Annotated in this window: 22 protein-coding genes, 2 pseudogenes and 1 riboswitch; of the genes and pseudogenes, 17 read left to right on the top strand and 7 right to left on the bottom strand. The window is 58.1% G+C overall.

The genetic code is table 11. From position 1 onward, the window contains the following. Positions 1-167: 167 nt before the first annotated feature. Entirely contained in the window at positions 168-680 is a 513-nt protein-coding gene (locus P353_RS13265) for a GNAT family N-acetyltransferase (RefSeq protein WP_034369920.1), read from the bottom strand. 67 nt (positions 681-747) lie between these two features. Next, positions 748-974: riboswitch (cobalamin riboswitch) on the top strand. A gap of 287 nt (positions 975-1,261) precedes the next feature. Between P353_RS13265 and P353_RS13260 the strand changes: the two genes are divergently transcribed. The 5 genes from P353_RS13260 (at position 1,262) to P353_RS13240 (ending at position 5,919) form a co-directional block, all read left to right on the top strand. After that, complete coding sequence (locus tag P353_RS13260) at positions 1,262-2,113, top strand: ABC transporter substrate-binding protein (protein WP_232776472.1); 852 nt, start codon at positions 1,262-1,264, stop codon at positions 2,111-2,113. Positions 2,114-2,165: 52 nt separating this feature from the next. Continuing rightward, a complete protein-coding gene (locus tag P353_RS13255) occupies positions 2,166-3,242 on the top strand; it encodes a FecCD family ABC transporter permease (RefSeq protein WP_052084849.1) in 1,077 nt (358 codons plus the stop codon). Next, the gene (locus tag P353_RS13250; protein ID WP_034369916.1) at positions 3,239-4,042 is read left to right on the top strand and encodes an ABC transporter ATP-binding protein; all 804 of its coding nucleotides are present in this window, start codon (positions 3,239-3,241) and stop codon (positions 4,040-4,042) included. Before P353_RS13255 ends, P353_RS13250 begins: the two co-directional genes overlap by 4 nt. Before the next feature lie 17 nt (positions 4,043-4,059). Next, on the top strand, positions 4,060-4,515 hold the full coding sequence (locus P353_RS13245) for a pseudoazurin (protein WP_034369914.1): 456 nt from the start codon (positions 4,060-4,062) through the stop codon (positions 4,513-4,515). 72 nt (positions 4,516-4,587) lie between these two features. Then, the gene (locus P353_RS13240; protein WP_034369912.1) at positions 4,588-5,919 is read left to right on the top strand and encodes an OprD family outer membrane porin; all 1,332 of its coding nucleotides are present in this window, start codon (positions 4,588-4,590) and stop codon (positions 5,917-5,919) included. A 243-nt stretch (positions 5,920-6,162) separates the two neighbouring features. On the opposite strand, the gene P353_RS13235 is transcribed toward P353_RS13240, so the two are convergent. Together P353_RS13235 and P353_RS13230 are read right to left on the bottom strand one after the other, a co-directional pair. After that, positions 6,163-6,744 carry an HD domain-containing protein gene (locus tag P353_RS13235; protein WP_034369910.1) on the bottom strand — a complete coding sequence of 194 codons (582 nt, stop codon included), beginning with the start codon at positions 6,742-6,744 and terminating at the stop codon, positions 6,163-6,165. Positions 6,745-7,094: 350 nt separating this feature from the next. After that, a complete protein-coding gene (locus P353_RS13230; RefSeq protein ID WP_052084848.1) occupies positions 7,095-7,874 on the bottom strand; it encodes a GntR family transcriptional regulator in 780 nt (259 codons plus the stop codon). Positions 7,875-8,042: 168 nt separating this feature from the next. On the opposite strand from P353_RS13230, the gene P353_RS13225 reads away from it, so the two are divergent. From P353_RS13225 to P353_RS30320, 9 genes and pseudogenes are all read left to right on the top strand, one after another. After that, positions 8,043-9,023 (top strand): tripartite tricarboxylate transporter substrate binding protein, encoded by a 981-nt coding sequence (locus tag P353_RS13225; protein WP_034369908.1) that lies wholly within the window; start codon positions 8,043-8,045, stop codon positions 9,021-9,023. Then, positions 9,020-10,189, top strand: a complete 1,170-nt coding sequence (locus tag P353_RS13220; RefSeq protein WP_034369906.1) for an acyl-CoA dehydrogenase family protein — start codon at positions 9,020-9,022, stop codon at positions 10,187-10,189. The genes P353_RS13225 and P353_RS13220 overlap by 4 nt, the downstream gene beginning before the upstream one ends. A 44-nt stretch (positions 10,190-10,233) precedes the next feature. Further along, positions 10,234-11,421, top strand: coding sequence for an acyl-CoA dehydrogenase family protein (locus P353_RS13215; protein WP_034369904.1), 1,188 nt, complete (start codon positions 10,234-10,236; stop codon positions 11,419-11,421). Further along, complete coding sequence (locus tag P353_RS13210) at positions 11,418-12,530, top strand: acyl-CoA dehydrogenase family protein (RefSeq protein ID WP_034369902.1); 1,113 nt, start codon at positions 11,418-11,420, stop codon at positions 12,528-12,530. The genes P353_RS13215 and P353_RS13210 overlap by 4 nt, the downstream gene beginning before the upstream one ends. Continuing rightward, positions 12,527-13,324: an enoyl-CoA hydratase/isomerase family protein gene (locus P353_RS13205; protein ID WP_034369900.1), complete on the top strand. Its 798-nt coding sequence runs from the start codon at positions 12,527-12,529 to the stop codon at positions 13,322-13,324. Before P353_RS13210 ends, P353_RS13205 begins: the two co-directional genes overlap by 4 nt. Before the next feature lie 5 nt (positions 13,325-13,329). Next, on the top strand, positions 13,330-14,499 hold the full coding sequence (locus tag P353_RS13200; protein ID WP_034369899.1) for a CaiB/BaiF CoA transferase family protein: 1,170 nt from the start codon (positions 13,330-13,332) through the stop codon (positions 14,497-14,499). 9 nt (positions 14,500-14,508) lie between these two features. Further along, the gene (locus P353_RS13195) at positions 14,509-15,486 is read left to right on the top strand and encodes an NAD(P)H-dependent flavin oxidoreductase (protein ID WP_034369897.1); all 978 of its coding nucleotides are present in this window, start codon (positions 14,509-14,511) and stop codon (positions 15,484-15,486) included. 879 nt (positions 15,487-16,365) lie between these two features. Beyond that, on the top strand, positions 16,366-17,934 hold the full coding sequence (locus tag P353_RS13190; RefSeq protein ID WP_232776468.1) for a phosphoethanolamine transferase: 1,569 nt from the start codon (positions 16,366-16,368) through the stop codon (positions 17,932-17,934). Between the two features lie 175 nt (positions 17,935-18,109). Next, a pseudogene (locus P353_RS30320) lies at positions 18,110-18,403 on the top strand (integrase core domain-containing protein); the annotation flags it as partial. Here P353_RS30320 and P353_RS13185 read toward each other — a convergent pair. Continuing rightward, positions 18,310-19,176 (bottom strand): hypothetical protein, encoded by an 867-nt coding sequence (locus P353_RS13185; protein ID WP_034369892.1) that lies wholly within the window; start codon positions 19,174-19,176, stop codon positions 18,310-18,312. The pseudogene P353_RS30320 and the gene P353_RS13185 sit on opposite strands and share 94 nt — an antisense overlap. Before the next feature lie 683 nt (positions 19,177-19,859). Next, on the bottom strand, positions 19,860-20,633 hold the full coding sequence (locus tag P353_RS13180; RefSeq protein ID WP_034369890.1) for an AraC family transcriptional regulator: 774 nt from the start codon (positions 20,631-20,633) through the stop codon (positions 19,860-19,862). 123 nt (positions 20,634-20,756) lie between these two features. On the opposite strand from P353_RS13180, the gene P353_RS13175 reads away from it, so the two are divergent. After that, positions 20,757-21,986 carry an MFS transporter gene (locus P353_RS13175; RefSeq protein WP_034369888.1) on the top strand — a complete coding sequence of 410 codons (1,230 nt, stop codon included), beginning with the start codon at positions 20,757-20,759 and terminating at the stop codon, positions 21,984-21,986. Between the two features lie 421 nt (positions 21,987-22,407). Here P353_RS13175 and P353_RS13170 read toward each other — a convergent pair whose 3' ends face one another. Both P353_RS13170 and P353_RS28110 read right to left on the bottom strand, forming a co-directional pair. Then, positions 22,408-23,847 (bottom strand): DUF1254 domain-containing protein, encoded by a 1,440-nt coding sequence (locus P353_RS13170; RefSeq protein WP_034369886.1) that lies wholly within the window; start codon positions 23,845-23,847, stop codon positions 22,408-22,410. A 222-nt stretch (positions 23,848-24,069) separates the two neighbouring features. Further along, a pseudogene (locus P353_RS28110) lies at positions 24,070-24,264 on the bottom strand (integrase core domain-containing protein); the annotation flags it as partial. Between the two features lie 331 nt (positions 24,265-24,595). Between P353_RS28110 and P353_RS13160 the strand changes: the two are divergent. Together P353_RS13160 and P353_RS13155 are read left to right on the top strand one after the other, a co-directional pair. Continuing rightward, positions 24,596-25,039: a LysR family transcriptional regulator gene (locus P353_RS13160; RefSeq protein WP_232776466.1), complete on the top strand. Its 444-nt coding sequence runs from the start codon at positions 24,596-24,598 to the stop codon at positions 25,037-25,039. Between the two features lie 314 nt (positions 25,040-25,353). Beyond that, positions 25,354-25,638, top strand: coding sequence for a hypothetical protein (locus P353_RS13155; RefSeq protein WP_034369880.1), 285 nt, complete (start codon positions 25,354-25,356; stop codon positions 25,636-25,638). The last annotated feature ends 25 nt before the right edge of the window (positions 25,639-25,663 follow it).

Genomic DNA, 25,663 nt, shown 5'->3' with positions numbered 1-25,663 from the left:
CATCCTGGTGGGCTGGGCCTGCGTGACCAACGCTGAGCTACGACATGAAAAGCAGGAGAAGCTGGACGCGACGTCTGAGCGCGCGAGGGAATGAGCCCGCGGTTGAATATGTATGTCAGCGGCCGCCGCAACGCACATTGAACCCTGTCTCAGTAGACCAAGTTTGATTAGCTCTCAGAGGCTTTGCACAGAACGCGCTGCATATGAATCGTCTGCCATAGCGGATCTGTTTCACGGTCGATCACCTCGAAGCCTTGGGTCTGCCAGAACTCGACGGCCCCTGGCAGGAAGGGGTGAGTGTGGAGGTAGAGCACTTGCACCTGTTGAGCCTGTGCATGAAGCTTCAATGAATCCACTAGTGCACCACCCACGCCGGATCGTCGAAACTCTGGGGCGACAAACAAGCGCACGACCTCAACCACCTTCAGCTGGCGGAAGTTCAGTTGGGGAAATCTGCCGTCGTAGTCTCGGCAAGCAATCGTGGCCTGCACCCTTTGCTCCGAGTCGAGCGCCGCCAACATGCAACCGCTGCCCGAGAGATAGGTCTCTTCGAAATGACACAGATCCGGAGGAATTTCCAGCGCGTTGCTTCGCCCTGCGAACATGGCAATGCGTGCTTTTTGCAGAAAATCTTGAACCTTGTGCAGCTCGCAAACACGCTGGATAGAAAAGCTGTTCATGCGGGACTTAGAGAGGCGATCTGAGCGCATTCGGCACTTTGACCTAGGACTGCTGCTACAAAATCAGCTACATTACCGCAACTTTGGTTTCGCCAGAACATGCATGCGCAGTGACGAATGCATGAGGGAATCCAGGGCCAGGTGCTTTTTGGCACAGGCCCGTGAAATGGAACTGCCCCCGCAACTGTAGGCAATGAGCCAGCCATCACACAGCCACTGAACCTATGTTTGGGAAGGCGATGAGCCAGCGATGATTTGCCAGTCAGGAGACCTGCCAGAGTACCAACCAATCATTGCCGGCGGGGTGTCCGGGAAGTGAGCATTTTCATCGCTCCGGTACGGCGTTGCTGATTCAGGCAGGCATGCAGGCGCATGGCTTGCTATGTCTTCCAGGGGGCTTCCCGCCGCTTCTGGAGAGATATCCGATGCTGCTTCGAAGCCTTGCCGCCGCTGCCTTGCTCGCCTGTTCATGGTCTGCATACGCGACAGACTATCCTTTGCAGCTGCAAAACTGCAGCTACACAGTCACTCTGGACAAAGCGCCTTCATCGGTGGTCACCATCGGTCAAGCAGGCACCGAAATGCTTTATGCCCTCGGGCTGGGCGACAAGGTGGCGGGCACTGCACTCTGGTTCAATCCGGTGCAGCCTCGTTTCAAAGCCATCAATGACAAGGTGCCGCGCCTGTCCGACAACATTCCCAGCTTTGAGTCGGTCATCGGCAAGCGACCTGCCTTGGTGGTTTCGCAGTTCGAATGGATGGTGGGCAAAGATGGCGTCGTCGGTACCCGCGAGCAGTTTCATGATCTCCACATAGCCACCTACGCCATGCCGGCGGATTGCGAAGGCAAGAACAACCTGGTCGGCTCGGACGGTACACGTACCGCCAGCTACGACGTGAAGGCCTTGTACAAAGGCATCCGCCAGTTGGCACAGGTCTTTGATGTAGAGGTGCGCGGCGAGGGCTTGGTCAAGGATTTGAGCGAGGGCCAGGCTCAGGCGGTGGCCAAGGTCAAAGCCTCCAAACTCCATAACCTGTCTGCAGCACTGTGGTTCTCCAGTGCAGATCTGGCAGCCGATCCGTATATGGCCGGGAAAAACGGGGTGGCAGGCTACATGATGCAAACGCTCGGTTTGCGCAATGTCGTCAGCTCTGCTGAAGAATGGCCCACGGTGGGCTGGGAAACCATTGCCAAGGCCAACCCCTCGATCCTGATCATTGCCCGCATGGATCGCCGCCGCTTTCCTGCCGACGATTACCAGAAGAAGCTGGACTTTCTCAAGAAGGACCCTGTCACCCAGCATATGGATGCCGTCAAGAACGGTCGCATCGTGATTGTGGACGCTGACGCCCTGCAAGGCTCCATCCGCCAGGTGGACGGCATGGAGCAGATTGCCAGTGCGGTACTGAAAATCGAAGGCCTCTCCAAATAAGCCGAGCACAGAGGATGTCGCGCTTCAGGCGCGATATCCCAATCTCAGTGCCATGAATACCTCCACGCTGACTTCAGCTTGGCCAACCATACCGGCCAGCCAGTTCCTGCGCGCAGTCCTGCTGACGATAGCCGCAGCGGCCATGCTCTTGCTGGCCATTGTGTTGGGCATAGCCATAGGTGAGACCGATATCTCGGCCCGCATTGTGTACGAGGTGCTCGCCAACCGGCTGCTTGGGACCAGCTATCCGATAGACCCGATCAACGCGGGGATCGTCTGGAATTACCGGCTGACGCGAGCCCTGGTCGCCGCCAGTTGCGGTGCCGGCCTGGCAGTCTCCGGCGTTATCTTGCAGTCGCTGCTGCGAAATGCCTTGGCGGAGCCTTATCTGCTCGGTATCTCTGCAGGCGCGTCTACAGGGGCCGTGCTGGTTTCGGTGGTCGGTCTCGGGGCCGGCTTCATATCGATGAGCGCGGGAGCCTTTTTCGGAGCGGTGTGCGCATTTGCCTTGGTGGCACTGCTGGCCCATGCCGCCGGCAATGGCGGTTTGCGCAACGGCGGGCAGATTGTGCTGGCCGGCATTGCCGGCTCGCAGCTGTTCAATGCACTGACCTCGTTGATCATCACCAAATCCGGAAGCGCGGAGCAGGCGCGCGGCATCATGTTCTGGCTGCTTGGTAATTTGAGCGGTGTGCGCTGGCCGGACACCGCTCTGACGGCCTCAGTGGCCGTAGCTGGCGTGTTGGTGTGCCTGCTGCATGCCCGTTCTCTCGATGCATTTGCCTTCGGCAGCGAGTCCGCTGCCGCGCTTGGGGTGCCGGTGCGCCGCGTGCAGCTGACGTTGCTGCTGGCTGCGGCGCTGATGACTGCGGTGATGGTTTCGATCGTCGGAGCCATCGGCTTCGTCGGATTGGTGATTCCTCACTCTGCACGCCTGCTTGTGGGTGTGCGCCATCGACGCCTGATCCCTGCCAGTGCGGTGATCGGGGCCATCTTCCTGATTGCTGCCGACGTGGTTTCACGTACCCTGATTGCGGGACAGGTCCTGCCCATTGGCGTGATTACCGCTCTGGCCGGTGCGCCTGTGTTCGCTTGCATCTTGCTCAGGAGTCAGAGAGGTCGCCCATGAAGGAGGCCTCTGGCAAGCCGCAAAATACGGCGGCCCTTGAAGCGCGGCAGATCAGTTGGAAGATCCGAGGCACCCCAATCGTGCGGCAGGTCTGCTTGCAGGTGCGTCCGGGTGAAATGCTGGGGTTGGTTGGGCCGAACGGCTCTGGAAAATCCAGTCTGCTGCGTCTGTTGTCAGGCGTACTCAAGCCCAGCTCCGGGGAGGTGCTGGTGGGTGGCCAGCCACTGCGTCAGTTGTCTCGTCGTACGGTGGCGCGCCAACTGGCTTTTGTGGCACAGACTGCCGATACCGCGGATGCCATCAGTGTGACCGAGGCGGTGGAGCTGGGGCGTACACCCTGGCTGTCAGCCATAGACCCCTTGTCGAGCGTTGATCGATCGATTGTCCGAGATGCGCTGCGCGACGTCGGGCTGCTATCCAAGGCAGACAGCAACTGGAGCACCTTGTCAGGCGGGGAGCGCCAAAGGGCACACATTGCAAGGGCTCTGGCACAGCAACCGCACCTGTTGCTGCTGGATGAGCCCTGCAATCATCTGGATATCCATCAACAGCTGTCACTGTTGCAGTTGATCCAGCGTCTTCCTATCACCAAGGTCGTCGCGCTGCACGACCTCAATCAAGCAATGGTCTGCGACCGGCTGGCCGTCATGCATCAGGGCCGGTTGATTCAGCTTGGCGCACCTCATGAGGTGCTGAGTCAGGATTTGCTGGAGCAAGTCTTTCAAGTCCAAGTTCGCACCTTGATCGATCCGCAGGATGGCTGCCGCGTTATGCGTTTCCAGCCAATGCCCAGTCTTTAAATCAGAAAGTTCCCGGCATGCCCGTTCTTAACTCTACCCGCTATGCAGCCTTGGTGCTGTGCGTTTGTACTGCACCTCTGGTTGCGGCAGAAACCATAGAAATCAAAATGCTCAACCGAGGCCCTCATGGAGCCATGGTGTACGAGCCCGAGTTTGTCAAGATCGCACCGGGTGACAGCGTCAAATTTCTGGCGACCAGCAGTGGTCACGATGCTGTGTCAATCACAGGTATGGTGCCGGCAGGGGCGACGCCTTTCAGGGGCAAGACGAATCAGGAAATCACGGTCACCATGACCGAGCCCGGTCTGTATGGAGTCAAGTGTCAGCCCCACTATGCCATGGGCATGGTGATGTTGATCCAGGTCGGCGACAGCTCTTTGTCCAAGCTCTCCGTGCCGGACGACGTGCCCGAACAAGCCAAGCAGCGCTTCCAAGATATTGTTGCGCGCGCTCACGCAACGGCTGCTCGGTAACTCAGCGCCATGAGCCCGATATCAACGCGTTCAGGCGCATCGTGCCTGCGTCTGCCTCCGCAAATGAATCTAATGAGAGTCCGTATTTCTCATCTCCATACACTGAGCGCAGCGCTGCTGTGCGCAAGCGGTGCTGCGATTGCCGGTGCACAAGATGATGCCAAGGGCTTTATCGAAGGCAGTGCACTCAATATGCAAAACCGGGTGCTTATCGAGCAGCTCGACTATCAAAAAGGCAGCAGTTTTCGCGCCACCAGTGGGAAAAGAGGCCAGACCCTCGCTCGCGAGTCGGCCTTCGGGTTGATGCTCAACTATGAATCGGGCTATACGCGTGGTGTCCTTGGCCTGGGATTGGACGCCCATGCTTATGGGGCCGTCAACCTGGGCACCGAAGCAGACCATGCACGCGCAACGCCTCGCTACGTGGCCAAGGACGGGCAGGACATTCTCGATAGCTTTGGACGAGCTGGCGCGGCGCTGAAAGTGCGAGTTTCTTCCACGGAACTGAAGGCGGGCGAGATGCGAACCAAGACACCGATCTTCAGTTCGTCCGACACCCGATTGCTGCCCGAGAGCAACCGGGGCTGGCAAGTCATCAGCAAAGACATCCCGACACTGACGCTGCAAGCCGGGCGATTTACCGGCTGGGCCGACCGCAATGCCCGCAAGAACGACGCTGACCTGCTGGCCAATTACTCGGGCATGACCAGCGGATCTTTCAGCTTCATAGGCGGCGCATGGGCCACCCCCATCGCCAATCTGACGCTCAGCAGCTATTACGGAAAATACGCCGATAACTGGAATACTGCCTACTTGGGAAGTTTCTACAAGCTTCCTCTGTCAGGCCAGCGTGCGCTGTCGTTCAATCTGAACCTCTATCGCAGCACCGATACCAGCAAGGCCAAGTCTGGCGAGATTGACACCACCACCTGGAGCCTGATGAGCAGCTACGCCGCAGGCGCTCATAAATTCGGGCTCGGCTACCAGAAGGTCAACGGAAACAATCCGTTTGACTATGTGAATCGTGGCTCCATCTGGTTGGAGAACGCCATGCAGCTGTCCGACTTCAACGGTCCGCGCGAAGCCTCCTGGCAACTCAAATACGACGTGGACCTGGCCGGGATCGCAACCCCAGGGCTGAGCGCAGGCGTTGCCTACACCCGAGGTTCCGGCATCGACAACAGCCATCTCAATGCTGTCTACGCCAACTACCTCGGCTACTCAGGAGTCAATGGCAAGCATTGGGAACGAGACCTGCTGGTGCGATACATCGTGCAGCATGGGGCAGCGAAGAATCTTTCCTTGCAATTGCGCTACGGGGTGCATCGCACGAATAAAGCGCAAGGCGAGGCCAATATGAACCAGCTTCGCCTGCAAGCGGAATTGCCGGTCAGCATCCTGTGATGCTTGACTAAAGTGCAACCGAGAGCACCAGTTAGTGCTCCGCCTCTAGCCCTGCCATCGCACTACTTATAGAGAGTTCCGCGGCCTTCGGTCGGGTGGCAACGGGTTGCGCGGTCATCGGCAGGAAATAGCATGCTTTGAGCAAATGAGGGTGGCAATCAGTCCTGAAGCAGAAACTCGGACCAATGACTTGGACGACTGCTTCTGGCCGATGTGCGAGCGTCGCAACACGACCCAATGCAGTCACACAGAACTGCTTTTTCCGGCCATTCTTTGGCGCGTGGCTTCATCAATGATGCTACGCATTAAGGCAAATAGCGGATCGGCGCTCGTGTGTTTCTGGCCGTAGGTCAGATTGAACTCGTAGTCGAAATCAGGCGGGTTGACCCCTTGGTTGTGCTGAAGGATAGTTTCAAGCTTATCCAGTGCTTTAACAGCTTTTGCCTCGGGTGAAGCTGCGTCCTCATACTCTTGCCAGAGCGCTAGGATGGCATTTTGGTGAGATGCATCGAGTGAGCGTGTCAAATACAAGAGGTCGGTCTTTTCTTGCGCGCTCTTGTTGGGATGCTGGTTTTTTTCGATAGCAGGGATGTCACCGTGAATAGCTTCGCCCAAATCATGAACGAGGCACATTTTGAGAATCTTGAGCATATCCATGCCAGCCAACTCGTCCGCGAAGGTCATAGCCATGAGGCACAGGCGCCAAGTGTGTTCGGCGGTGCTTTCCTCTCTGCCCGTCGAAGTGTGCGAGCTTCGGAGCACGCTCTTGAGCTTTTCAGCCTCTTGGAGGAAGGCCAAACGGCCCTTGATGTTCTCAATATTCATACCAAATTCTAGATGCGCCGCATACCCTTGGTCGTTGCATGCTGACAGCTCGGCTGAACCACCACATAAATCCAGACAAGGCGCCGCTCATTGCTGACTTGAACTTGTCACACGCCACATATTTAGCTTTAAGCGGCAAAGGCTGACCGGCTGCATCTGGCCGGTAGGTGACCGTCTCAGAACGACCCGTTGCTGTCGTTCGAGCTGATACCAGCAATGTCTGCTGTGCAGCGATAGCTGCCGACGACCGCCACGTTCGCGACTTACGCTTACCGGCACAAAGCAGTCGTAATCGTTTGATTGTCAAAGCGCTCGTGATCTCAACTAATTGAAATCTATCCGTCGCCGGCTCAGCGACGAATCACTGCCCGGTAAGTGAACTTGTCGGGTCGAAAATACATCTGCGCATATATCAGCGGCTGGTTTTCTATGTCATGCGGCACAAAGCTCACATACAAGAGCGGCGTATCAGGTGCCACGTTCAAAATTTTGCCGCGTTCCACGCCAGCGGCCACAGCGCTGGCTTCAATGTGCGTGCTTTCCAGCCGATACCCCAAATTGGCTTCCAGCACACTCATGGTGTCCGCTGTCTCCAAGTCATGAGCCAGCAGTGCCTCTGCTATAGAGGGAGGGGCAAATAGCTTGCCGCAGACGATCGCCTCGCCGTCAACAAGGCGCACATGAGAAATGCAGGTCAGCGGTGCGCCTACCGCCAGCTTCAGACTATGTGCGACACGTGTCGACGCTTTCACCGTGCGCACCGCAAGCGTTTTGCCCTGCGCGTGATAGCCCTTGGAGCGCATGTGCTCATAAAAGCCGGTGAGCATTCCAAGCTGCGGCGCATTCGAGGGACGGGTGACAAAACTCCCCTTGCCATTAAAGGTTTCCACCAAACCTTCCGCCTGAAGCGCCGATAACGCCTGCCGCACCGTGATTCGGCTAACGCCAAACTGCGCTTGCAGCTTGGATTCGGAAGGAAGCTTTTGACCTGGCGCGAGTTGCTTTTCCAAAATGCTTTGGCGCAGGCTTTGCTGCACCTGTGCAAACAGTGGCAGATCGGTTTGATTTTTTTGTTCTTGCTGCGCCGCTGATGCGCTGGCGACAGATTTTTCGGTCTTGGTTTTAGGCATGTCTGACGTGCACTATATCCGTTAGATATTGGGTTGGCAGGCAGAACTTGATCGCCCTTGCAACCATGTGCTGTCATAACAGGTATTGCTAGATCTTTGCATGCAACCTATTATGACAGGTGTGTGCAATGGAGATTTTTCCATTGCACATAAAAATGGAGACAAGACATGCAACGCAGAAAAATCATGAGCGCGCTGCTAAGCGGCGCGGCTGCCTTGGGTGCCAGCACCTTTACGTGTAATGCACTGGCCGCGCCGGGTGGCGACTATCCAAAACGCCCTATCCACGTCATCGTGCCCTATGCTGCCGGTGGCGTGGTTGATGTGCAGACTCGGGCGCTCACTCAAACGCTGCAAGGCATCCTCAAACAACCTATCGTGGTGGAAGCCAAGCCCGGCGCGAGCGGCAGCATTGCCGCTGAAACGGTGGCACGTGCAGCGCCAGACGGCTATACCTTGCTTGTGTCGGCCTCGTTTCTGATCAACACGCCGCTCATGGAAAGCAATCTGCGTTGGAAAATGCAGGATTTCACGCCAATTGGCCGCTTCTCGCTGTCTACCAGCTACTTCACCGTGCCGATGACATCGCCCGCCAAGACTGTGCGCGAATTCGTCGACATGGCAAAGAAGGCATCACCGCCGCTGCAATACGCGGATGGTGGCATCGGCACGCCGCAGTCCATGTCCACGATGATGTTCCGCACGGCTGCGGGCATTCCGCTGGAGATGGTGATGTACAAGGGTGCGCCGCCCGCGATTCCGGATCTCATCAATAACCGCGTGTCGATGTCGATCCTTCCGTCTGCCGTGGCAATTCCGCAGATCAACGGCAAGAAGCTACGTGTGCTGGCCAACATTAGTGACAAACGCTCCAATGAGTTGCCGGACGTGCCAACGTTCGCGGAAGCTGGTTTTCCTGAAGCAACTGCTGTGTCTTGGTACGGCTTACACGCGCCCGCAGGCACGCCGCAAGTCATCATTCAAAAGCTCGAAGCCGCAATGCGCGAGGCCACTGCCACAGAAGAAGTAAAAAAGCGCCTCATTGCCGCCGCTGGCGAAGAAGCCTTCATGGACACCAAAGAATTCACCACATTCATCGAAAACGATGTCCAGCGCTGGACCAAAATGATGAAGGCGATTCAGCAATGAGAACGCGCCCCGAACACGAGTTTCAAACCCTGATCGGCGAGCTGCGCGAGTTCATCGCCAGCGAAGTCGTTCCGCAAGAGCATTTGCTTCAAGCTGGTGATGCCAAAGCCTTGCAAGAAACCACACGCGCGTTGCAACGCAAGGCCGTGGCGCGCGGCTTTGGCGCCGCACGCACAGCGCGTGAATATGGTGGCCTCGCGCTGAGCTGGGAGGAATGCTGCAGCTATCTGGAAGAAGCGGGCCGCAGCTTTTTGGGCCCTGCGGTTTTGCAATGCGCTCCGCCAACTCAGCCAGACATATACGCGCTGGAAAAGTTGGGCTCGCCCGAGCAGCAACAGCGCTATCTGGAGCCGCTGCGCACGGGCGATCTGCATTCCTGCTTTGCAATGACCGAGCCCGCGCCTGGCGTAGGCTCCGACCCGCGCATGCTCAGCGCCACGGCCAAGCGTCTGCCCGAAGGCGGCTGGGAAATCAATGCCCACAAATGGTTTATCACCGGCGCAGTGCGGGCCGACGTAGCGATTGTTGTGGCACGCACCGAGGGCGGTGTCTCCTGGTTTCTGGTGGACACAGACACCCCGGGTTATCGCCTGGTGCGCGACGTGCCGACGATGGAGCCGTTTGATGCCGGTGGCCACGGCGAGATCACGCTCACCAACTGCCGCGTGCCTGCGAGCGCATTGATCGGCGAAGAAGGCCGTGGCCTCGAATACGCACAGCTACGCCTTGAAGGCGCACGCCTGTTTCACTGCATGCGCTTTATCGGTATGGCGTCTCGTGCGATGGATATCGCACAAGAGTACGCATCACACCGCGAATCTTATGGAGTGAAGCTGGGCGAGCACCAGATGGTGCAGTCCATGATTGCCGATGCGCATATCGAGCTGTACGCCGCACGCCTGATGACGCGCGATGTGGCGCGAATGCTGGATGCGGGCGAATCGATTCGCCATCACTCCTCAATGGCCAAGGTGTTTGTCTCCGAAGTGGTCTGCAAAGTGGCGGACTCAGCGGTGCAAATTTGCGGCGCACTTGGCATCTCCGAGGACACGCCGGTGTCGATGATTTATCGCCAGATGCGGCCCTTCCGGATTTATGACGGCGCGTCCGAAGTCCATCGATCGGCGATTGCCAAACGTGCGCTGCGCCATAGCATTTGCGCCTGATGCAGGCTGATCCCGCTTGAATTTCACTCTAGGTTTTTACACCCATGCAAGAGAGCACCGAACTTGCGGCATTCCGCAAAAAGATACGCCAATTTGTCGGCGAACGCCTTCCCCAGGACGTTCGCGAAACCACGCAGCGCGGCCAGCAGCACACGCGTGAGCAAATGGTGCGTTGGCACAAAATCCTTACCGCTGATGGCCTCCTCGTGCCGCATTGGTTCAAGCGCTGGGGCGGTCAGGAATGGAGCGTCGAACAGCAAATGGTGTTTGACGAAGAAATGGCGCAAGGCCACGCGCCGGAGCTCAACAGCGTGACCTTCGACATGCTCGGCCCGGTGATCATGCACTACGGCAGTGAGGCGCAAAAAGAGCGCTTTTTGCCCGCGATTGCCGCTGGCGATCAGTGGTGGTGCCAGGGCTACTCGGAGCCCAACGCAGGCTCGGATCTCGCGTCGCTCGCCACCCAGGCCAAGCGTGATGGCGACCACTACGTGGTCAACGGTTCGAAGATCTGGACTTCGTATGCACAGTACTCCGACTGGATGTTCTGCCTCGTTCGCACAGCCCAAGGTGGCAAGCCGCAAGAGGGCATTTCCTTTTTGCTGATCGATATGACATCGCCCGGCATCACTGTGCGCCCCATCGTCGGCATTCACGGTTGGGTGGTTTTCAACGAAGTGTTCCTCGACAACGTGCACGTGCCCGTGGATCAAATCGTAGGCGAGGAAAACAAGGGCTGGACGGTGGCCAAGTCGCTGCTGGAATTTGAGCGGCTGAAACTCGCGCGCATCGGTGAAAACAAGCGCCGCATGACACGTGCGCGTGAGATTGGGCTTACGCATATGCATCTGGGCAAACCCGTTGGCGAGCAGCACTGGTTTCGGGAACGCTTTGCCGATCTGCAATCGCGCCTGCTGGCGCTCGAAGCCAACGCGGGCCGCTTTATCCAACGCCAGCAGGCGGGCGAGTTGCTTGGCGCGGAAGTCTCCATGCTCAAGATGCGTGGCAGCCGCTTGATTCAGCTGTGGGAAGAACTCATCGTCGACGGCCTCGGCGCCGATGCGTTTGCACTCAGCCCCGCCTGGCTTGCAGGCAAAAGCGATGCCCCGCAGATGGGGCGCATTGCGGGCACCGCATCCTCGCGCCGCTTTCTTGCACGGGGCTACACCATCGCCGGTGGCTCCAGTGAAATTCAACACAATATTCTCGCCAAACAGGTACTCGGACTATGAGCGACACCCAGCAACAAGAGCAGCAAATGATTGCCGACAGTGTTCGGCGTTGGGCCACGCAAACCAGCTCGCCCGCACAACGCGAAGCCTCGGCCGCACACAACGACGGCTGCCCGCCAGAGCGCTGGGGCGAAATCGCCGAAATGGGATGGCTGGCCTTCCCCATTCCCGCCGAAGACGAGGGTCTTGGCGGCAGTCTGGAAGACCTGTGCGTGCTCGCCGAAGAGTTGGGCCGTGCGCTACTGATCGAGCCCTTTGTCGCCAACGCCATCGTCGCCAGTCATTTGATGGTGCAGACCGCCGAAGGTGCGCTGCGCAGCCAATGGCTTGGCGATCTTGCAAGTGGTCAAAAACGTATGGCCTTTGCGATGTGGGAGCCGCAATGCGAGGGCCTCGTGATGCCTGCAAACGCCACGGCTCAACAGATACCTGACGGTTTTTCAATCAGCGGCGCCAAAGGACTTTCGCCCGGACTTTCGGGTGCGGATGCATTGCTGCTGGTTGCACGCATTGCCGACGACGACTACGGCCTATTTTTCGTCAACGCCGATGCGGCTGGCCTCACGCTCGGCAACCAACGCCTGTACGACGGTCGCCACGCTGCCTCTTTGCAGTTAGAGAAATCACCGGCAACGCTGCTGCGCAAGGCCCCTTGGGCGCAAATGCAAGTGTTGGTGCAATCGGCTATTGATCGCGGCATCATCGCGCATTGTGCGGAAACGGCTGGCGCGGCCAGTGTGGCGCTCGCCACCACCATTGAGTATGTGAAGACCCGCAAGCAGTTTGGGCGCAGCATTAGCAGCAACCAAGTGGTGCAGCACCGGCTGGTTGATCTTTATGTAGAAGTGCAAGAGCTCAAAGCCTTGTGGCGCTACGTCGCCAACGAGCCATCGCCAGGCAATGTGTCAGCGCTTGCCATTCGCTGCATCGACGTGGCCCGTCACGTGTGGGAAGAAACCCTGCAGTTGCACGGCGCGATCGGCATGACTGAGGAGTACGAACTCGGCGAATACCTGCGCCGCCTGGCGCTCGCTACATCGCTGTATGGCGGCGCAGCCGTGCATCACGAGCGCCTTGCCGCGCTTTCTTTTAAGGCAGGCTACGCATGACAAATACGCAAGAGCATCCATCGCTCATCACCTCACGCGAAACGGGCGTGCTGTGCATGACCATCAATGCGCCGCAAGTGCGCAATTCTTTGCAAGCGCCCGGTGTGCTGGACGGTTTGCTAAACGCACTCGAAGAGCTGGAGCAAGACCCCACACTGCGCGCTGCCGTGCTGACGGGCGCGGGTGGCGCATTCTGTTCGGGCGGCGATCTGCGCCAGCTCTCGGAAAAAAGCGAGGCCGAAGTGCGTCGCAATATGACGAGGAATGCTTGGCTGTATCGACGCCTTGCGCTCAGTGACAAGCTCATCATCGCTGCGGTCGATGGCCCGGCCTATGGTGCGGGACTGGGTCTGGCGCTGGCCTGCGATTTGGTGGTGGCGGGAAAAGACGCAATGTTTTGCAGCGCCTTCACCCGCGTCGGTGCGATGCCGGATGCTGCGCTGTTTTGGTCGCTGCCGTCACGCGTCGGTACTACGCAAGCCCGCCGCATGATGCTGCTGGCCACCGAAGTGAACGCCGAGCGCGCCTTGCAAACCGGCCTTGCCGATGAGCATGTGGCGGATGGCAGCGCGCTGCCCACAGCGCTTGCGTTGGCGCACAAGATTGCACGTGGGCCGCAGCGCCCGTTTGGCCGCATCAAGGCCGGCTTGCGCCGCGCGCCAATGTCGCTGGAAGATGCGCTCGCGTTCCAGCTCGACAATGCGCCCGGACTCTTTGCGGGAGCGGATTTCAAGGAAGGTGCGAATGCTTTCTTTGAAAAGCGTCGGCCCGTTTTTGGACAGCAGGATCAGTAAGCGCCATGACATCTGCCATCAACTCTGTACCAAACGACGCGCCGCTGGCAGGCGTGCGCGTGATCGAATTCGGCCAATACATTGCCGTGCCCGCCGCAGCCCAATCGCTCGCGGACTTGGGCGCGGAGGTCATCAAGATCGAACCTTCAGCAGGTGATGCAGCCCGTCAGCTCGGCTGGACCCATGACGACTGTGGCCCCATGTTCACTGCCTACAACCGCGGCAAACGCTCAGTGGTGCTCGACTTACGCAGCGATGCGGGGCGCGCCGCTGCGCTCAAGCTGGTTGCCAGTGCCGACATCGTCTTACAGAACATGCGCCCCGGTGCCATGCACAAGCTGGGCCTGAGCGCAGAAGAACTGATGTCGCAGTTCCCACGCCTGATCTATGGACAAGTCAGTGGCTTCGGCCAACGCGGTCCTGCCAGCTTGCGGGCAGGCCTTGACATCGCTGCCCAGGCCGAAAGCGGCATGATGAGCCTGAACGGCGAGGCCGGGCGCGATCCCGTTCGTGTTGGCTTCACCGCTGTCGACATACTCACCGCGCAATCGCTCACCAGTGGCGTGCTGGCAGCGCTGTTTCGCCGCAGCGTGAACGGGCGCGGTGCGCTCATTAATCTCTCGTTGATCGATATTGCCGTGGCGTCGCTCGCCAACGCTTGGGCAGAGTACCGCATGTTCAACAAACTGCCCCTGCGCCGCGGTAACGGCCAGCCAACCGTGGCACCCGCGGCCGAAGTGGTGGCGACGAGCGACGGCATGGTGGTGGTTTCTGCCTATACCGAGGAGCATTTCCCGCGTCTGTGCAACGCCATCGGCAGCCCGGAACTCGCTCAAGACGCACGTTTTGCGACCAATCGCGCACGCGTGGAAAACCGCGCGGCATTGCTTGCGGCGCTCAACGCTGCCTTCAACCACCACAGTACCCATGCGGTTTGTGAGCTGCTGAGCAACGCTGGCGTTGTAGTTGGAGCCATCCGCACCATGGACCAGATTCGCGCCGGGCAGGAAGGTGTTTCCAAGGACTTGTTCGTTGGAACCCAAGCCGGTGAACGCGCGCCTGCAGATATTCCAGGAGTCGTCTTAATCGACGACTACAAACACCGCCCTGGCCGCGTGCCATCGCTCGGCGAGCACACTCGCCAAGTGCTTTCCGAACTGAACCAAGCCAACTGATCAAGAGACATGAAAACCCGAATCACAGAACTCTTCAACATCGAACGCCCCATCATTCAAGGCGGCATGCACCACGTTGGCTTGGCCGAGCTGGCGGCTGCGGTCTCCAATGCCGGCGGCCTTGGCGTCATCACCGCACTCACCCAGCCATCGGCTGAGGCCCTGTCCAGGGAAATTGCTCGCTGCCGCGAGATGACGGACAAGCCTTTTGGTGTGAATCTCACCTTTCTGCCTGTGGTCAATGCCCCAGACTATCCCGGCTATGTGCGCGCCATCATCGAAGGCGGCGTGAAGATTGTGGAAACCGCTGGCAACAATCCACAGCAATGGCTACCGGCACTGCATGAGGCTGGCATCAAGGTCATCCACAAATGCACCTCGGTGCGCCACGCGCTGAAGGCACAAAGCATTGGCTGCGATGCGGTGAGCGTAGACGGTTTTGAATGCGCGGGCCACCCCGGCGAAGACGACATCCCCAACTTCATCCTGCTGCCGCGCGCTGCGGAAGAATTGAAGGTGCCTTTTGTGGCCTCTGGCGGCATGGCCGATGGCCGCTCACTGGTCGCAGCGCTGGCGCTGGGCGCTGACGGCATCAACATGGGCACACGTTTTGTCGCCACGAAGGAGGCCCCCGTTCACGACAACGTCAAGCAGGCAATTGTGCGGGCTACCGAACTCGATACGCGCCTTGTGATGCGCCCGCTGCGCAACACCGAGCGCGTGCTGAACAACCCCGCCGTCGAGCGCCTGATTGCCAAGGAGCGTGAGCTGGGCGAAAAGATCAAGTTCGCAGACATCGCCGCCGAGGTCGCGGGTGTTTACCCGCGCGTGATGAAACAAGGCGATGTCGATTGCGGCGCCTGGTCCTGCGGCCAGGTGGTCGGGCTGATTCATGACGTTCCGAGTGTGCAAGAGCTACTGGAGCGCATCATGCGCGAGGCGCATGAGATCGTGAATGAGCGATTGCTCAAGCGCTTCGGGATCTAATGGTTGTGAATCGAACAGCTTTTCCTCGATAGCGCGAGCAGAATCAGCAAGCTGATGGAGTTGGAGTGTTTACGGCATTAGGTTAGAAGTGGCGACGCTCATAAAACAACTCAACCCTGCTACAAAGCGAGATTCTTAGGCTCATGCAGCAATAACACCATTTCGGAACACGCAAAAGCAGGCGCTTGGCGTTCGATCAGCAGACTCCAACGACATCTTGAGATGTAGGGCAGACTTTCTCGAAAATTTTGGCGCAACGACTGCTTTGAGCAGCAGCCGTCATTAGCATCTCTGAAGTGAACGACAGCAACCAGCCTGAAGCCGACTTCTGTTTCCTAGGTCGTCTTTGCAGCGATTGCAGCTGCTCGTCGCCGCATCGCAATCTATCGGTCACTGACTCATAGCAGCCATCAGAGCAGTGATGCCGACGATTGCCCAATGACGGGTTTCAGGTGTGCAGCGGACAGCGACCATCAAGTGGAGGTAGCTAGGTCACTGGATGTCCGCTGTCACATCGAACGAGCAGGAGCTTGCGGCCCAAAGCGGTCTTCGATTTTTCATCTAAAAGGCTTCCGACAACAACGCTTTGCGATGGAACAAAAAATGCTAGGATCGCGCCGCTAGCGCCAACTTCAGCACCAAAGACACATAACTCCGCAGAAGTATTCGCCCACCTGATTCACAAGGCAGGTCGAAAAGCTATTGCGTTCGATGCAGCAAGAAAGCTCGGGGAGTGAAGTCATCATTCCTCCAATGCTTGAAGAGCATTTTGCTGCGGTAGTGGAGCTTCATGAGTCAAGTGTCTTGTCCCAAACATCTATCCCCTGTGATTCCCCTGCGTCTCACGGCATGCGTGTCTCCTGGTCAGCGCTAAGCGGCTTGGCCGCCATTGCCCTGTTCTTCATTGTTCTGGGGCATGACGGCCGACGTATTGCACAGTTGCTGATACTCATGATGCCTGTGCTCGTCGGTCTGGCCTGGCCAATGCGTAGCCCTGCCTGGCTCCAAGCGCGACGTTGGCTTTCCTTTGCCTGGGTGATGCTTTTTGCATTGGACGGCACCATGCGTGCCTATCTGATGGAGCTGTACCAGTCCTCACCAGAAGGCGCCATGGTGATCGGCGCGATTGCCAATACCAACTGGCGTGAAAGCTCCGAATATCTGTCAATGCACTGGCGCAGTGTCGTGCTGATCTGCTGCGGCCTTGCCTTGCTTGCTTTGCTGGTTTGGCATCTCACGGGGCGAACCATATTGGCTGCCTTGCGCAGGGACAGAAGACTGGCGGTGCTTTCATTGATCGTGGCTCTTGTGTGTACGCTGGCCTATTCCAGCAAGCCTTGGCGCAGGCTGCATCCTGCGATTTTCTGGACCCAATGGGTTCTCTCCGCTCAGAAACTGAAAGCCAGTCTGGCCGACCAGCATGAGGAACGAGCAAGACTGCTGGATCACGCCATCCAAGCAAAGCCTTTGCTAGCGAACGCCGGGCCATCCACCGTCGTGCTGGTGCTCAGTGAAAGCATCAATCGAGACAACTTGTCGCTCTATGGCTATGACAGGCAGACAACGCCCCAGCTTCAGGAGCATCAAAGGATTTCAGGGGCCCAGATGACCGTGCTACGCAATGCATGGTCTGTGGATGCCAGTACTCTGCCCGCAGTGCGCAACTTGTTTGGCTTCGGTGCCCCGGGCTCGACTGAGTCCCATCATCTGGTCGCGCTTGCTCGAGCATCGGGCTACAAGGTCTGGTGGATCAGCAACCACGACGATGTTGGAATCGAGCAGCAGCATGCCAGACTGGCTGACATCGTGCAGATGGTAAATCGCACCCCCGGGCGCTCCTCTGTGTCTTTGGACGGGGAAATGGTCGATGAGCTGAAGACGGCTCTTGATGCGCCTTCCGAGCGCAAGTTCATCGTGGTTCACATGCTGGGCGCCCATCCGCACTACAGCCTGCGCTACCCCAAAGGCCAGAATCCCTTTGATGACGAAGCAGATGCGATTGATGCATCGCTGAAGAACAAGGGCACCTCCTTATGGGTACGCCGACAACGCCAGGAATATGATGCGGCGCTGCTGTATCACGATTATGTGGTGGCGGAAACGCTGCGCCTCACCCAATCAGCTGCCTTGACGAAAGGCAAGGCGGCATGGATGTATCTATCCGACCATGGTCAGGAAGTGGGCCATGTCCGCAACCATGCGGGACACAGCAAGAGCACCGAGGCCGGCTACCGTATTCCCGCGATTATCTGGCGAACCCCCTCTTCGCCAAAACTGTCCGAAGACGTTGCACAGAGGCCCTTCCGCTCCGATTGGGCCGCATGGACTATCGCGGATCTGCTGGATATACGCTGGAGCAGCCAATCCCTTGAGCGCAATGTCTTGAGCAAGAACTACCGATGGGAAGAGCCGCGCCTGCCAATACCCGTGAGTTCATTCACCAGGTGACTTTTTTACAGAATGAACGACTGCTTCTGGCCGAAAGGAGCCGACCAGGGAGCGACCTCGGTAGCCAGGGAGGGGCATCTTCTCAGTCAATCCTTGATCGAAGCTGTCGGCGCGCTGATAGCGAGTATTTGGTACAGATGATCAATGTTGCAGGCACCCTCATTTCAACCGAACCTACAGAACGGAGGTGCTCGACTGCGATGTCTTTGAATCGTTGCAGGAAGTGCGCTCGATGACCGAGGGCTGGCTGCATCGCTGCAACCACCATCGCTCACATGAATCGCTAGGCCGGATTCCTCCGGTCGCGTATCGTGTCAAACGCTTCCCCAACCTCTGCTTGCAGGTGGCGCAGGAAAACGAGGAGGCTTCACTGACCTACCGGGGCGCCGCCTTGATCGCCGCATTCAGGGTAGTCCACAGCTCCTTGGTGACGGGCACCATGTCCTGCCTGAAGTACCACCAGAAGTGACCTCCCACGTAATTCGGGGTAGAGATCTTCATCGTGTAATAGCGGGTCAGGTACTCGGCCTTCTTGGTTTTGCGTGAGGTACCCACTTCCCCGAACCCGATCTTGGAATTGGGGAACATCACGCGCAGCTTGTCGAACACCTGCTGCCAGTTGGGCTTGAGTCCGTTGCAGTCATCCTCATAGTAGGAAATCCAGACGTAATCCAGACCCTGCTTCATGTAGGCAGGGACATTGGCCTCGGCCCACTTGAACATTTCATTGGAGGGTTGAGACCAGCAGCCCTGGTTGTAGTAGAGCGTGAGCGCGGCCGTCTTGTTCTGTGCCTTCACGATGTTGTAGGCGTTGGTCATCTTCGCCACCACATCGGCATTGGCACCCAGCCACTCGCCGTTGACCTCGTTGGCTACTTCCCAAATATCCACTACATCCGACAACGCATTGAGGTATTGATTAGTCCGTTGTATGTATCCATCAACGCTGTACTGCTTGACGTAGTACGAGTCCAATATCTCACCCATCACATAGGAAACTTTGGAGATTTCCACTGCTGGCTTGCGGTAATAGTCCGGGTTCACGAACTCATCGAAGACGATGCGCGTGGTAGGCCGGTAGGCCAGCGACGATAGGCTGCGCGTGATGTCGCTGAGCCTACTCACATCGTCCACGGTGACGCCATAGATGGGAGTCGGGACTATGCGGCCCGAGGGCACGTTGGTCTGAGCCGATGCTACGGAGCACAGCGAGGCAATGCAGAATGGGATAAACGCTTTCATGCGGTCTCCCTCAATGAATGGTTCAATGATTTTTTCACTTGGATCAATATGAATCGAGGCACGGCAACGGTAGGGTGTGACTGCTTCTAGCTGGCAGCGCCGGCTTGGAGCGACCCTTAGTTGACTCTCGATAATTAGCTAAAGGCGCGACTCTAGTCCATGAAGTTTGGCTAAAAGTAGCCAAAGGAAACGAAACACGTTCCATAAGCTAGCGCACACATCGAGCTTACGACTACTCGGACCTTGTTGACGCGCTCAATGCTTTGCGGCAGCTACCAGCCAATGAGTTGATTGCTGGAGCTGACTTGATGTTTGGGTAATGTGGGTGAACCCTGAACATAAAGCGTTACGTTTGTTGCCCGCGATATGAGTCACTTTCAAAATGAGCGTATCGAGGAAAGTGTCATCGTGCGGTTGCCAGTCGGATGAGATGAAAGGTGCTTTATGTGGCCGCTTGTCCTTCACTTCGCAGTCCGCTTCTGCCCGATCTGTGACTGTCACTGAACGAGCCGTTGCCGTCTATGGCTACGGACATGTCGACGACCGCTTTGCGGCGGTCCACAAAGTTGCAGTTCTGATGCGTGAGGCTGCTTTGGGCCGATGGCGGCCGCTCACATCAGCAAATCGATGACACTGAAGAGCTAAGTAGCACGCAGGAGGTAGTACCAGCGCTCTTCTAGTCGCTACTGATAGAACGCTGAAGGCGGTGCACCGAAATGCCGCCTAAACATCGCGGTAAACGCACTGTGACTTGAGTAGCCGCAGTCCATGGCTACATCGATGACCTTCCTACCCTGGGCGATGGCAGTGAGGGCGGCCAACAGCCGCGCCTGCTCGCGCCATTGTGAAAACGTCATGCCTACCCCTTTGGCAAACAGGCGTTGCAATGTGCGCTCGCCTACACCGATAGTCTGCGCCCATTCGGTCGCGCTGGCCTGGTCGTCAGGCCGCTCGATGAGCGCATTGCAGATGGGCCGCAGCCTGTCATTGCTCGGCATGGGCAGGTGCAGCGCGACGGTGCTGGACACGCGCAGCTCATCGATCAAAAGGCCAATCAGGCGTTTGTCCCGCGGTGATAACGCACCCGCGAGTGGCAGCTTCACAGCCTCCACCAGCAGCTCGCGCAACAGCGGCGACACGTTTATGACGCAGCTCTCCTTTGGCAATCGCTTGATGGCCGCCTCGTCCACGTAGGCGGTACGCATCAGCACATTCCCCGACATGGTGACGCTGTGGCGCAAGCCGGCCACCATCCACAGCGCACGGTTCGGCGGTACCACCCAGGAACCTGCATTCGAGTGGATGACCATGACACCCTCTGTCGCATAGAGCAGCTGGCCTCGCGGGTGCGAGTGCCAGCCTGTCGAGGTGCCTGCAGCCCAGCGGTTCTCCATCGCCACAAGCGGACGCGGATGGTTGTGGAAGTCGAGATGTTTTTTAGGGCCGTACTGCTGCATGTCTGAAACTCTACAGCTTTTGGCGGAATGTCGGGAGACGGACTTTGGCTGTGACCGTAACCTTCAGTCCTCCGGTGCAGCCACACGCTTTGTGCCAGCCACCACCATGCAAGAGCCACAACCATGTCTACCAAGACCGCCAGTCTCGGTGCAGCCGAGACCTTGACCCCCGCCAAGCCGCAAGGCTTCGTCTTCCACATTGTTGGCGCAGCCGCGTTCGCGCATCTGCTCAACGACTTGATCCAGGCCATGCTGCCGGCCATCTATCCTCTGCTCAAGCACGACTACGCGCTGAGCTTCGGACAGATCGGCATGATCGCGCTCGTCTACCAGCTCACTGCCTCGCTACTCCAGCCGTGGGTGGGCCTGTACACAGACAAGCGCCCCATGCCATACCTGCTGCCCTCGGGCATGGTGGCAACTTTCATCGGCATTGGACTACTGGCCACCGCGAACAGCTACCCCCTGCTGCTGTTGGCGGCTGCGGTCATCGGCGTAGGCTCGGCGACCTTTCATCCCGAGGCATCGCGCGTGGCGCGCCTAGCATCGGGTGGACGCTTTGGCACCGCGCAATCCACCTTCCAGGTGGGTGGCAATACCGGCTCTGCCATCGGACCCTTGCTTACGGCAGCCATCGTCATCCCACATGGGCAGCTGGCCGTAGCCTGGTTCATGGTCGTGGCTGCAGGTGCCGTCTGGGTGCTGTGGCGCATCACGAAATGGAACCTGCGACACGGGCACGCCCAGGCCAAGCACCTAGCCGGCACACGCGGCGAAGGCCTGGACCGGTCGGGCGTGATCCGCGCCATCGTGGTCATCGCCATCCTGATGTTCGCGAAGTTCGTCTACATCGCGGCTTTCACGAACTATTTCACCTTCTATCTGATCGAGCGCTTCCAGTTGAGCGTGCAGGACAGCCAGATTTTTCTGTTCATCTTTCTGGCCGCCGTGGCAGCTGGCACTTTCGCTGGCGGCCCGGTGGGAGACCGCATCGGCCGCAAGGCTGTGATCTGGGTGTCGTTCCTCGGCGTTGCGCCCTTCGCGCTGGCCTTGCCGTTCGCTAACCTGTTCTGGACGGCAGGCCTAGCCATCGCCATCGGCTTGGTCATGTCTTCGGCCTTTGCCGCTCTGGTGGTCTATGCCCAGGAGGCCGTACCCGGCCGTGTAGGCATGGTGTCCGGTGTGATGTTCGGTCTGATGTTCGGCATCGGCGGCATTGGTGCCGCAAGCCTTGGCGAACTGGCCGACGTCTACGGCATTGTCTGGGTCTACAAGCTCGTTTCCTTTCTACCGTTGCTCGGTCTGGCCACAGCCTTTCTGCCCAGCACGCGCCGCCACGCAGCCGCACGCTGACCACCGCTCAACCGCCTACTACGCATAGAGCCATGACGAACGAACATCAACCCGCTCAAATCTGCAGTTGGACAGCGCCCTTGCCCATCTCGGCCGCGAATCCAGCGTGGCCACAAAGTCAGTCAATCCGCCCGTGGTGCGTGCATCGACCACGGTGTTCCAGACTTTGGCCGAGTTCAAGGACTCGTACAAGGGAGTGATGTTCGAGTCGCCGCGCTACGGCCGCTCGGGCACATCAACTAACCCTGGCACTGTTTGGCCGCAACGGTGTCGGGCACAACCACTTCGTTGCTGCCCGAAGGCGACTTGACCATCAATGCGTGTCAGACCTTGATCGAGCCGTCGTCGACCGGCGTGTGCGTGATCAGCAGCAGCGAATCGTAAAGGCCGCTCAGGTACGACACCAACAATTTGATCTGACTCATCGAACCCGAGCGATGTCTTCCAATTGCCACGTCTTGTCAAAGAGGGGCTGCGTCGGACCATATGCCCGAAACATCACTTCGAAGGTCCCACCGGATTTGGTCGGAATCCAGTTCCCGGCGCGCCGGGCCGGTGCCTTCGGACCAAAGTAGATGTCCACGGAACCGTCCGAATTCTTTTCTAGGCCGGTCTCCAGCGAAGAGCGCGTCGGGAGTTCTACCCCACGTATAAACGTGTGGGTCGCGCGGTCATATAAGGTGATGGACCAGTACTGGCTGACAGGCACATTCGGGGGTACGGTGAGGCGATAAGTGGTACCTCCATCGAGGAAGCGCCCGCCGCTGTCCTTTGTTGTCAGCAGGTAGTACTGACCGGTGCCCGAGTGTTTGATGTTGCTGAATCCGAAATAGTAGATGGTGCCACGCGCATCGGTTAGGTAGCGGTCCCCGAGCTCAAACGTTCCTTGAGATTCGCTGACACCAGGCTCCGCTGGAAAGAACCACTGCCTGTCAGGGTAATACCGAGGCGGCACCGTCAGGAATCGATTTACGAACCACTGGTGCGCTTCGTGAAGCGAAGAAAGGAGGATTGTCTTTGTCTTATTGTCCGGAGCGAATCGCTTACCTTTTTCGATGCCGATCGATGCCAGCCAGCCATACATCATCTTGTCTCGCGCCTGAACCGGTTCAATCTGAACCATCCTGTCAAGTGCCTCGAAGAAGCGGAGATCGTAGGGGATTGCCCCATCGAACTCGATGTTCGTCACATCGATAAACTTCGTTTCGGCCACGCTTTCAGCGGTGGACAACGGGTATAGCTTTACGCGTTTCACGTACGAACCGGCAGCAGCGATGTCCGCTTCGCTGTGGCTCCTCGGTATGGAACGGAGCAGGGCAAATCCTTGAAACGTCTGTGACGGAACGACAATGTAGCCGTCGGGCACTTGGCCTTGATATCCAGGTGGCAGGATCAGATATTTTCCGCCCTTTCCCTTGTCAGCGCCGACGATGCCCACATCTTCGACGGCTGATTGCCAAGCGTCCATTATCGAGCCATTGATTGCGCCTCCGTCAGCAGGAGGAATCTCGAGCACCATCGGCCCGGCATCCTTGGTGTTGATGAATGGAATTGCGTACAGAACTTCGCTGTTGGGCGTAAGCAGTTGATTCTTCCAGTTCGACGGACGAGTCCACACAGCGATTTCGTTGGTGTGTCCGCCGGCTCGTTTCATTGACTGGATAATGCCGTCGAAATTTACCATGGGGATGCCCCAGATTGCGAGTTCGACGGCGCGTCGTTCGACGGTGCTTTGGTGTATCGCGTCGCCAGAGAGAGGCCGCAGCTCGAGTGAGGATGATCGAGCGACGAGGGGGAGTGTTGAGGTGGCGAGGGCCACGAACAACAATAGTTTCCGGCTTTTCTGCTTCACACGATTCATCGTTTTACCCTTCCGAACTAATAGTCATGCTGAGTAGTCATGCTGGCTTGAACGCTAATTTGGTGGAGCCGGATATTTCCAGTTTCGACCGACACTGATTGCGGCCCCTCTCGCCAGGTCATGCGGCATGTGATCTAGCCTATGCAGGCCCAGTCTCTGGCGCATCGTCTGAACGAGGTAGCTCCTGGCTTCGTGATGGATCAGTCGATGCGCAGTGGCCTGGCTGTGAACCGTCAAGAGGTTATTTGCAGATTTGAGCCCGGATACCGGAGCGATGTGACCGATGCCGCTGTGTGGCCTGTGCCAGTTGTAGTGGTGCTGCCAGCTCGCCAGGGCATGGGCCCGCTCAGCTGAGTTCTGGTACGTCCAGCCATAGACCCACTCGCGTAGCGCTGACTGAATGAACTGCTTGTCCTTCACCTCTCAGTCCGCTATTGGCCGATCTGCGACTGTCGCTGAACGACCCATTGCCGTCTATGGCTACGGACATGTCGACGACCGCTTTGCGGCGGTCCACAAAATTGCAGTTCTGACGCGTGAGACTGCTTTGGGGCCAATAGCGGCCGCTCACATCAGCAAATCGGTAACACCGAAGAGCTAAGTAGCACGCAGGAGGAAGTACCGGCGTTCTTCTAGGAAAAACTGTCTCGATTAAACCGGGCAGCTCAGATATGGCTGCTTCGGAATTAAAGCCAAAGCTCTCGCCATAATTCAGCATGTGCCCGAGGTGGATTCCTGCGCTGCCAGGATGCCTGGCACTGCATGCTCCTTCATTTCACGTCTACCGATTCCTATCCGCATGTCCGCTACAACTTCAGACTCCAATCCTGCTGCACCGGCAGTGAAGCTTCGCATGCGCGTCATGACAGGTGACATCATTGCCATCGGCCCGGGAAAAATTGAACTACTGGAGGCCATCAACGAAACGAAATCCATTGCAGCTGCTGCAAAGTCCCTGGGCATGTCCTATCGCCGGGCCTGGTTGCTTGTCGATGGAATCAATCAGGCGTTGAATGCTCCGGCAGTGATCACCTCAACCGGGGGCTCTCATGGCGGCGGTACAGCACTCACGGAAACAGGGCATCTGGTCGTCGCACTGTATCGACGTATAGAGCAAGAGTCACTCAAAGCATGCCAGTCCGATCTGGACAAGCTGCTCGCCCTGGTTCAAAGCAGCCAGGCAGGCATCTGACAGGCACGCTGATTTGCAGGTATTCCGCTCGGCCATGGCAGTGCATGCCAAAGCGGCACTTTGCACCCTGGACCTCATGACCGGGAGCAATGTATGCGCCACCACCGCAGGCGTTCAATACATCAAGTCGGGTTCGTTATAGGCTGCTGCGGGGCTTCCGAGCCTCTGTCGGGAGACTGCCGCAGCCCTTCGTAATATATACTCAGATATAACGCGAGACGGCCTGATAGACCTCATCGACTGACGCGCATGGACTGCCGCTTCAGGCTGCTCAGTCCTCCCCAACTCTCACGCTTACGGAAATCGAAATCTATATGGGAAGCGAAAAGCTCAGTGTCGAAGAGCGGCTGCAAGTGCTGGAGATTCTGCTGGAGGAGTCGATATGGGGGCTGCACCTCGAGCAGCCAGAGCACCGCAAGGCCATCGCGTCTGCGCTCTATACCCGTCTTGCAGTTGCCAATCTGCATCAGGCTTATCCACCCGGCGTCACCGCCGCCTTGTATGAGCAGGCAGATGCGCTGTGCGAGCTGGACAACACGCCCGCCCCCCTCAAGCCCATGTTGCGCCCCCTGATCCGATATTCGGGGAGCGGAGACTGAAAGCAAGCCCCGCCTCGGAAAAATT

The sequence above is a fragment of the Comamonas testosteroni genome (genome assembly GCF_000761245.1).
GTDB classification, from domain to species: Bacteria; Pseudomonadota; Gammaproteobacteria; order Burkholderiales; family Burkholderiaceae_C; genus Comamonas; species Comamonas testosteroni_C.
This window is presented reverse-complemented; position numbering and strand designations above follow the sequence as displayed.

Coding starts and splice junctions, on each gene's coding strand:
- P353_RS13240 (WP_034369912.1), top strand. CDS start 4,588: ATGAGAGTCCGTATTTCTCATCTCCATACACTGAGCGCAGCGCTGCTG.
- P353_RS13210 (WP_034369902.1), top strand. CDS start 11,418: ATGAGCGACACCCAGCAACAAGAGCAGCAAATGATTGCCGACAGTGTT.
- P353_RS13225 (WP_034369908.1), top strand. CDS start 8,043: ATGCAACGCAGAAAAATCATGAGCGCGCTGCTAAGCGGCGCGGCTGCC.
- P353_RS13215 (WP_034369904.1), top strand. CDS start 10,234: ATGCAAGAGAGCACCGAACTTGCGGCATTCCGCAAAAAGATACGCCAA.
- P353_RS13195 (WP_034369897.1), top strand. CDS start 14,509: ATGAAAACCCGAATCACAGAACTCTTCAACATCGAACGCCCCATCATT.
- P353_RS13205 (WP_034369900.1), top strand. CDS start 12,527: ATGACAAATACGCAAGAGCATCCATCGCTCATCACCTCACGCGAAACG.
- P353_RS13160 (WP_232776466.1), top strand. CDS start 24,596: ATGCCTGGCACTGCATGCTCCTTCATTTCACGTCTACCGATTCCTATC.
- P353_RS13255 (WP_052084849.1), top strand. CDS start 2,166: ATGAATACCTCCACGCTGACTTCAGCTTGGCCAACCATACCGGCCAGC.
- P353_RS13260 (WP_232776472.1), top strand. CDS start 1,262: ATGCTTTATGCCCTCGGGCTGGGCGACAAGGTGGCGGGCACTGCACTC.
- P353_RS13175 (WP_034369888.1), top strand. CDS start 20,757: ATGTCTACCAAGACCGCCAGTCTCGGTGCAGCCGAGACCTTGACCCCC.
- P353_RS13155 (WP_034369880.1), top strand. CDS start 25,354: ATGGGAAGCGAAAAGCTCAGTGTCGAAGAGCGGCTGCAAGTGCTGGAG.
- P353_RS13170 (WP_034369886.1), bottom strand. CDS start 23,847: ATGAATCGTGTGAAGCAGAAAAGCCGGAAACTATTGTTGTTCGTGGCC.
- P353_RS13180 (WP_034369890.1), bottom strand. CDS start 20,633: ATGCAGCAGTACGGCCCTAAAAAACATCTCGACTTCCACAACCATCCG.
- P353_RS13235 (WP_034369910.1), bottom strand. CDS start 6,744: ATGAATATTGAGAACATCAAGGGCCGTTTGGCCTTCCTCCAAGAGGCT.
- P353_RS13245 (WP_034369914.1), top strand. CDS start 4,060: ATGCCCGTTCTTAACTCTACCCGCTATGCAGCCTTGGTGCTGTGCGTT.
- P353_RS13220 (WP_034369906.1), top strand. CDS start 9,020: ATGAGAACGCGCCCCGAACACGAGTTTCAAACCCTGATCGGCGAGCTG.
- P353_RS13250 (WP_034369916.1), top strand. CDS start 3,239: ATGAAGGAGGCCTCTGGCAAGCCGCAAAATACGGCGGCCCTTGAAGCG.
- P353_RS13265 (WP_034369920.1), bottom strand. CDS start 680: ATGAACAGCTTTTCTATCCAGCGTGTTTGCGAGCTGCACAAGGTTCAA.
- P353_RS13230 (WP_052084848.1), bottom strand. CDS start 7,874: ATGCCTAAAACCAAGACCGAAAAATCTGTCGCCAGCGCATCAGCGGCG.
- P353_RS13185 (WP_034369892.1), bottom strand. CDS start 19,176: ATGAAAGCGTTTATCCCATTCTGCATTGCCTCGCTGTGCTCCGTAGCA.
- P353_RS13200 (WP_034369899.1), top strand. CDS start 13,330: ATGACATCTGCCATCAACTCTGTACCAAACGACGCGCCGCTGGCAGGC.